Annotated in this window: 6 protein-coding genes; 4 read left to right on the top strand and 2 right to left on the bottom strand. The window is 68.7% G+C overall.

Annotated features, from left to right (window positions below; translation table 11 throughout):
- Positions 1–105 precede the first annotated feature (105 nt).
- Both panE and GIW57_RS04145 read left to right on the top strand, forming a co-directional pair.
- Positions 106–1,044, top strand: coding sequence for a 2-dehydropantoate 2-reductase (gene panE, locus GIW57_RS04150; RefSeq protein WP_236509228.1), 939 nt, complete (start codon positions 106–108; stop codon positions 1,042–1,044).
- Between the two features lie 4 nt (positions 1,045–1,048).
- Complete coding sequence (locus GIW57_RS04145; RefSeq protein WP_236509227.1) at positions 1,049–1,972, top strand: NAD-dependent epimerase/dehydratase family protein; 924 nt, start codon at positions 1,049–1,051, stop codon at positions 1,970–1,972.
- Between the two features lie 13 nt (positions 1,973–1,985).
- Here GIW57_RS04145 and GIW57_RS04140 read toward each other — a convergent pair whose 3' ends face one another.
- Positions 1,986–2,783 (bottom strand): TatD family hydrolase, encoded by a 798-nt coding sequence (locus tag GIW57_RS04140; protein WP_236509226.1) that lies wholly within the window; start codon positions 2,781–2,783, stop codon positions 1,986–1,988.
- A 68-nt stretch (positions 2,784–2,851) separates the two neighbouring features.
- On the opposite strand from GIW57_RS04140, the gene hrpB reads away from it, so the two are divergent.
- Positions 2,852–5,359 carry an ATP-dependent helicase HrpB gene (gene hrpB, locus GIW57_RS04135; protein WP_236509225.1) on the top strand — a complete coding sequence of 836 codons (2,508 nt, stop codon included), beginning with the start codon at positions 2,852–2,854 and terminating at the stop codon, positions 5,357–5,359.
- 162 nt (positions 5,360–5,521) lie between these two features.
- The gene (locus tag GIW57_RS04130) at positions 5,522–5,911 is read left to right on the top strand and encodes a hypothetical protein (protein WP_025877588.1); all 390 of its coding nucleotides are present in this window, start codon (positions 5,522–5,524) and stop codon (positions 5,909–5,911) included.
- A gap of 65 nt (positions 5,912–5,976) precedes the next feature.
- Here the strand turns inward: GIW57_RS04130 and GIW57_RS04125 are convergent, their stop codons facing one another.
- Entirely contained in the window at positions 5,977–6,516 is a 540-nt protein-coding gene (locus GIW57_RS04125) for a pseudouridine synthase (protein ID WP_236509224.1), read from the bottom strand.
- Between the last annotated feature and the right edge of the window lies 1 nt (position 6,517).

The raw sequence follows: 6,517 nt of genomic DNA, 5'->3' as shown, positions 1-6,517 counted from the left end.
ACCCAAACACGGCTTGTGCTTCAAGCCACCACGAGGGGCGCAGCCGTTGGCCGCGAACTCCGGCACAATCACGGCAGTGAATCCCCCAACTGCGGTGAGCGTGCAATGCGTATCCTGATCCTCGGCGCCGGCGGTACCGGCGGTTACTTCGGTGGTCGCCTGGCCCAGGCGGGCGTGGATGTGACCTTCCTCGTGCGCCCTGCCCGCGCCGCGCAACTGGATCGTGATGGCCTGGTGCTGCGCAGCCCGGTGGGTGACGCCACGTTCCCGGTGCAGCATGTCACCGCTGAAGCTCTGCCTGCGCTGGCTGCGGCCCAGCCGTTCGATCTGGTGATCCTCAGCTGCAAGGCTTACGACCTGGACAGCTCGATCGATGCCATCGCACCGGCCGTGGGTGCGGGCACCACCGTGCTGCCGATCCTCAACGGCCTGCATCACTACAACGCGCTCGACACGCGCTTCGGTCGCGACGCAGTGCTCGGCGGGCTGTGTTTCATCAGTGCGACCAAGGCGCCTGATGGCGCCGTGCTGCACCTGGGCAAGCCGGCCAAGCTGACCTTCGGCGAACGCGATGGCGGTGCGGTCTCCACGCGCGTGCAGGCATTCGCTGCAGCCTGCGCACAGGCGAATCTCGATCATCTGGCCAGCGAACACATCGGCCAGGAACAGTGGATCAAGTACACGTTCCTCACCGCGCTGGCGGCGGCTACCTGCCTGCTGCGTGCGGACATCGGCACGATCGTGGCCACCGACGACGGCGACGCCATCGTGCGTGGGCTCTATGACGAATGCCTGGCGGTGGCCGAAGCCGCGGGCGAACCGGTGCCGGAGGCTGCGCAGGACACCGCGCGCGGCACCCTGACCCAGGCGGGTTCGGCGTTGAAGGCGTCGATGCTGCGCGACCTGGAGGCAGGCCAGCAGGTGGAAGCCGCTCAGATCGTCGGCGACATGCTGGCGCGTGCGCGCGCCGCGGGCCAGGAAGCGTTGCTGCTGCAGGTGGCCTACAGCAGCCTGCAGGCCTATCAGGCCCAGCGCTCGGTGTGATCCGATGAACCTGCCTGGCCCGTTGCCCAAGCGCGTACTGATCCTCGGCATGGGCTGGAGTGGGCGCGTGTTGGCCGCGCGCCTTCAGGCCCAAGGCGTACAGGTGGAAGGCACGGTGCGCGATCCGGCGTCAGCACCTGACGATGGCCTGCAGCGCCATCAGCTGCAGGCCGACGCTGCGCTCTCACCTGCCCTGCTCGCTGCCATCGCCCACACCGACGCGGTGCTGTGCAGCGTTCCACCCGATGCCGAGGGCGACCCAGCGCTGCGCCTGCTGCATGCCGCGTTGCGCGACAGCGCGTCACTGCGTTGGCTCGGCTACCTGTCATCGACTTCGGTCTATGGTGACCGCGACGGCGGCTGGATCGACGAGAGCAGCGTTGCCGATGCCACAGAGCCTGTGGGCATGCAGCGTCAACTCGCCGAATCGCAGTGGCGTGCGCTGGCGGAGGCGCGCGGAATCGCCTCGGCGGTGTTCCGCCTGCCGGGCCTCTATGGGCCAGGGCGCAATGCGCTGCTGCAGTTGGCGCAGGGCCGCGCGCGGCACGTGGTGCGGCCGGGGTTGGTGTTCAATCGCCTGCATGTGGACGACCTGGCAACGGTGGTGATCGCCGCGATGCGGCGCCCCTCGGCCAATGCGCTGTATCTGCCGAGCGATGACGAACCGGCGCCGTCGCAGGAGGTGCTGGCCTTCGCCGCGCAGCTGAAAGGTTTCGCCATGCCGCCCGCAGTGGCCTGGGATGATCCATCGCTCAGCGCGACATTGCGGCGCTTCTACCAGAGCAACAAGCGCATCGACAGCCGCGGCACGCGCGAGGCGCTGGATTGGACGCCGCGGTTTCGAACGTATCGGGAAGGGCTGACGGATCTTGCCGCTTCGCTCGCCGGGCATGGCCGGGCGCTACCGGATCCGGGCGTTCCCGGCTGACGGGTAGTGCCGATCAGGCAGCGTCGGGCAGGCGGAAGAACGCACGCGTCGCGGCCGTGGCGTTCGCCGCCGTGGTCTGCACATCCTCGCCACGGTCCCGCGCCAGCTCTTCCACGATGTGCGACAGGAACATCGGTTCGTTGCGGCGGTCCTTCGGCATCGGCTTCAGGGTGCGCGGCAACAGATACGGCGCGTCGGTCTCGATCATCAGGCGATTGGCCGGAATGTTCTTCACCAGCTCGCGCAGGTGCCCACCACGGCGCTCGTCGCACAGCCAACCGGTGATGCCGATGTACCAATCCTGGTCCAGGTAATCGAACAGCTCCTGCCGCTCGCCGGTAAAGCAGTGCACCACGGCCGGACCGATGCGGCCTTCGAAGTTCTTCATCTGCGCCATGAAATCGGCATGCGCATCGCGCTGGTGCAGGAACAAGGGCTTGCCGTTGTCCGCAGCCAGCTGCAGCTGGCGCTCGAACGCGCGGTGCTGCGCCGGGCGCGGCGAGAAGTCGCGGAAATAGTCCAGCCCGCACTCGCCCACCGCCACGACTTCAGCGTGAGCATGCAGCGCGCGCATCTCCGCATCGCACTCGTCGGTGTACTCCACCGCGTGGTGCGGATGCACGCCGGCGGTGGCGTACAGGAAGCCGGGGTGCTGCTGCGCCAGCTGCAGGGCCAGCGGCGAATGCTCGCGACTGGCACCGGTAATGATCATCTGCACCACACCGGCCTGCCGAGCGCGGTCCAGCACGGCGTCGCGGTCGCGGTCGAAGGAGTCGTGGGTCAGGTTGGCGCCGATATCGATCAGATGCATGGGGGCAGCAGGGGCAGGAAAACCCGCGCATTGTACCCGTGCCCGCCATGGCCCCTTATCCTTTGCACATGAACACCCCGCAATTCCCGATTTCCCCGCTGCTGCCGCAGATCCAGCAGCACCTTGCCGCGCACCCGCGGCTGGTGCTGGAAGCCCCGCCCGGCGCCGGCAAGACCACCCAGGTGCCGTTGGCGCTGCTCGATGCGCCGTGGCTGCAGGGCCGCAGGATCATCCTGCTGGAACCGCGCCGGGTGGCCGCGCGCAGTGCCGCGATGTTCATGGCGCGCCAGCTCGGCGAGGAGGTCGGCGGCACCGTCGGCTACCGCATCCGCTTCGAGAACAAGGTATCGGCACGCACGCGCATCGAAGTGGTCACCGAAGGCATCCTGACCCGGATGCTGCAGGACGACCCGATGCTGGAAACGGTGGGCGCGATCCTGTTCGATGAATTCCACGAACGCCACCTCAGTGGCGATCTGGGCCTGGCGCTGGCCCTGGACGTGCAATCGCAGCTGCGCGACGACCTGCGTTTGCTGGTGATGTCGGCGACGCTGGACGGTGAGCGCCTGGCCCGCTTCCTCGATGCACCACGGTTGAGCAGCGAGGGCCGCAGCTATCCGGTGGCGATCAGCCACTTCCCGGCGCGGCGTGACGAGGCGCTGGAACTGCAGGTGCGGCGCGCAGTACAGCAGGCGCTGGCCGAGCACCCGGGTGACCTGCTGGTGTTCCTGCCCGGCCAGCGTGAGATCGCACGCGTGCAGGCCGGCCTGCAGGACAGTCTTGATGGCGCTGCGGTGGACGTGCTGGCCCTGCACGGTGAACTGCCGGTGGAACAGCAGGCGCGCGTGTTGCAGGCCTCCAACGATGGCCGCCGCCGCGTGGTGTTGGCCACCAACGTGGCCGAGTCCTCGGTGACCCTGCCCGGCGTGCGTGTAGTCATCGACAGCGGCCAGGCACGCGAGCCACGCTACGACCCCAACAGTGGCTTCACCCGCCTGGACGTGGTGGCCATCGCGCAGGCCTCGGCCGACCAGCGTGCCGGCCGTGCCGGGCGTGTGGCAGAGGGCGTGGCGTGGCGGCTGTGGCCGCAGTCGCAACGGCTGGAACCGCAGCGTCGCGCCGAGATCGACCAGGTTGAACTGGCCGGCCTTGCGCTGGAACTGGCCGCCTGGGGCAGCAGTGACCTGCGCTTCCTCGACCCGCCACCGACCGGGCCAATGGCCGCCGCACGCGAGCTGCTGCAGCGCCTGGGCGCGTTGTCCAGCAGCGGCGCGATCACCGCACTCGGCCGTCGCGTGCTGGCGCTGGGCACCCATCCGCGGATGGCCGCGATGCTGCTGGCCGCACCCGATGCCCGCGCACAGGCCTTGGCCGCCGATCTTGCCGCATTGCTGGAAGCCCGCGACCCGTTGCGCCAAGGCGGTGATGCATTGGCCGCGCGCTGGCGTGCACTGGCGGCCTTCCGTAATGGCCGTGCGCCCGCCGATGCCAATCGCAGTGGCCTGGCCGCCATCGATGCCGCTGCCAAGCAGTGGCGACGTCGCCTGCGCTGTGAGGCCGCGCCACCGGCCAGCATCGAGGCGCACGAACTCGGCGACCTGCTGGCCCACGCCTTCCCCGACCGCATTGCCTTCCAGCATCCGAACGACCCGCTGCGTTACCTGCTGGCCAACGGCCGCAGTGCCCGCCTGCATGAACTGAGCGACCTGCGGGGCGAACCGTGGCTGGTGGCCAGCGAACTGCGCTTCGAGGCGCGCGACGCGCTGCTGCTGCGCGCCGCACCGGTGGATGAAAGCTATCTGCGCAGGAACTGGCCCGACCGCTTCGTGACCGAAGACGCGGTGCGCTGGGATGACACGCGCCGCGCCCTGGTCGCGCTGCGCGAAACACGCTTCGACCGCATCGTGATGGACAGCCGTTCGGCCGGCCGGGTTGATCCGCAGCAGGCGGCGCAGGCGCTCACCGACGCCGTTGCCGAGCTCGGCCTGCAGGCGTTGCCATGGACCGAGGGTCTGCGCCAGTGGCAGGCGCGGGTGGAATCGCTGCGGCGCTGGATGCCGGAGCTGGGCCTGCCCGACTGCAGTGACACCGCATTGCTGGCCAACCGTGCGCAATGGCTGCAGCCGGCATTCGCTGGCAGGACACGTCTGGATGCGCTGGACGAGGCCAGTTTCGGCGAAGCGTTGAAGGCGCCACTGGAATGGTCGCAGCGGCAGCTGGTGGAGCGCCACGCGCCCACCCGGATCACCGTACCGTCAGGGCTGGAACGGCCGATCACCTACGCGCTGGACGGTGAAACCGGCGAGCCGCTGCCGCCCGTGCTGGCGGTGAAGCTGCAGGAGTTGTTCGGCCTGGCCGACACGCCGCGCATCGCCGATGGCCGGGTGCCGCTGACCCTGCACCTGCTGTCACCGGGCGGCCGGCCGTTGCAGGTGACCCAGGATCTGCGCAATTTCTGGGAGAACACCTATGCCGAGGTGAAGAAGGAAATGAAGGGCCGTTACCCGCGCCACCCGTGGCCGGACGATCCGTGGACGGCCACGGCGACCCACCGGGCCAAGCCGCGCGGAACCTGAGTGGCGGGGTCGGATCCCTTTCCCAACAGAAAGGGACCCGACCCCAACCTGCCTGATCCTGAATGGCTGCGGTAGAGTCACACCACGCGCCCGCCTGACTGACATACCGTTTACGGGCAACAGGCGACACTGGACTTCGACCCGAGGCAAGGACACCCCCGCATGAGCAAGTTGACCGTAATCACCGACCGCGCCCTGGAGCGCGCCCTCGACCTGGCCCATACCGCGGGCGATGGCCTGAAGAGCGCTGGCGGCAGCCTGCGTCACCTCGGCCCGCAGGCCAGCGACTGGATCAAGACCGGCGCCGCGCTTGGCGCGGTGAAGACCGGCGGCAAGGTCGCCACCAAGTTCGCCCGCCGCAATCCGGCGGTGACCATCGCGGCGGCTGCCGTGGGCGTAGGCCTGCTGGGCTACGCGCTGTACCGCAAGCAGCAGAAGAAGAAGGCCGCCAATGGCCATGTCGTGAACGGCCAGGCCCAGCGCATCAATGCGCGCGATCGCCGCAACGACACCGTGGTCGACGAACACAGCGATATCGGCAGCGACGCCTGAGTTTCACTGCCGCTGCAACCGGGGTCGGAGTGCTTCCAGTGGAAGGCCTCCGGCCCTTTTTCGTTTCAGCCGATCTGCCGCCACTGCCCCGGCTGCAGGTCATCCAGCCGGTACGGCCCCATCGCAGCGCGTACCAGGCGCAGCGTCGGCAGGTTCACGGCCGCCGTCATCCGCCGCACCTGACGGTTGCGTCCTTCGCGGATCGTGATCGCCAGCCAGCTGTCGGGCACCGTCTTGCGGAAGCGCACCGGCGGATCGCGGGGCCACAGCTCAGGCGCGGGATCGAGGCGCTCGATCTTCGCCGGCAGCGTCGGACCATCATTGAGCACCACGCCATCGCGCAGCTGCTGCAGCTGCTCGTCGCTGGGCGTGCCTTCCACCTGCACCCAGTAGAGCTTGTCCGCCTTGTGCTTCGGGTCGGTCAGCTTGTGTGCAAGCGTGCCGTTGTCGGTCAGCAGCAGCAGGCCTTCGCTGTCATGGTCGAGGCGGCCGGCAGCGTAGACGCGTGGCGGCAAGCCGAAACCGGCCAATGTCGCCCGCGGCGGCACGCTGCGGTCGGTGAACTGGCAGAGCACGTTGAACGGCTTGTTGAAGGCAATCAGCATT

Source organism: Stenotrophomonas sp. PA-6-5C, from assembly GCF_021605635.1.
In the GTDB taxonomy this organism is placed as follows: domain Bacteria; phylum Pseudomonadota; class Gammaproteobacteria; order Xanthomonadales; family Xanthomonadaceae; genus Stenotrophomonas; species Stenotrophomonas lactitubi.
The sequence above is the reverse complement of the archived record's forward strand: the minus strand, read 5'-3'. Positions and strand labels throughout refer to the sequence as shown.

Coding starts and splice junctions, on each gene's coding strand:
- GIW57_RS04145 (WP_236509227.1), top strand. CDS start 1,049: ATGAACCTGCCTGGCCCGTTGCCCAAGCGCGTACTGATCCTCGGCATG.
- hrpB (WP_236509225.1), top strand. CDS start 2,852: ATGAACACCCCGCAATTCCCGATTTCCCCGCTGCTGCCGCAGATCCAG.
- GIW57_RS04130 (WP_025877588.1), top strand. CDS start 5,522: ATGAGCAAGTTGACCGTAATCACCGACCGCGCCCTGGAGCGCGCCCTC.
- GIW57_RS04125 (WP_236509224.1), bottom strand. CDS start 6,516: ATGCTGATTGCCTTCAACAAGCCGTTCAACGTGCTCTGCCAGTTCACC.
- GIW57_RS04140 (WP_236509226.1), bottom strand. CDS start 2,783: ATGCATCTGATCGATATCGGCGCCAACCTGACCCACGACTCCTTCGAC.
- panE (WP_236509228.1), top strand. CDS start 106: ATGCGTATCCTGATCCTCGGCGCCGGCGGTACCGGCGGTTACTTCGGT.